Origin of the sequence: Chryseobacterium sp. BGARF1, from assembly GCF_001677955.1 — a bacterium.
Lineage (GTDB): Bacteria > Bacteroidota > Bacteroidia > Flavobacteriales > Weeksellaceae > Chryseobacterium.
Genome location: NZ_LELA01000255.1, coordinates 1 through 361, shown reverse-complemented (window position 1 = coordinate 361; position 361 = coordinate 1). Strand labels below are relative to the sequence as shown.

General features: G+C 36.6%; 1 protein-coding gene. It reads right to left on the bottom strand.

Annotated features, from left to right (window positions below; all coding sequences use genetic code 11):
* Positions 1-361 (bottom strand): alpha/beta fold hydrolase (locus AB671_RS22655; protein ID WP_228391014.1); only part of this gene is annotated, 361 nt, incomplete at both ends.

Here is a 361-nt window from a genome sequence, read left to right as displayed (position 1 = left end):
ATATAAGGTGGTTTTTCGCCTGTTTTTTCTAATAATTCATGAAGCTGATGTGCGTAAAATTCGGGAGATTTCTGATCATCATTACTTGATTCGCTAAACCATTTTCCATCCCGGTCATAGCGTAAAACTCTCGTATTATTTTTTAAACCTTCTGCCAACCAATGCAGCATATCGGTATTACTGTGAGCGCCAGCCTCAATAATAATAGTAGGTAAAGATTTCTTTTCACCTTCTGCTCTTACATGAATATAGGTGCCATTTATATTAACTAATTCACCCGGTGGAACGGGCTTAGGGCTAAATATTCGGTAGCACAATCCCAAAAATAATAATAGTAGTACAATTCCTGCTATAAGTTTAC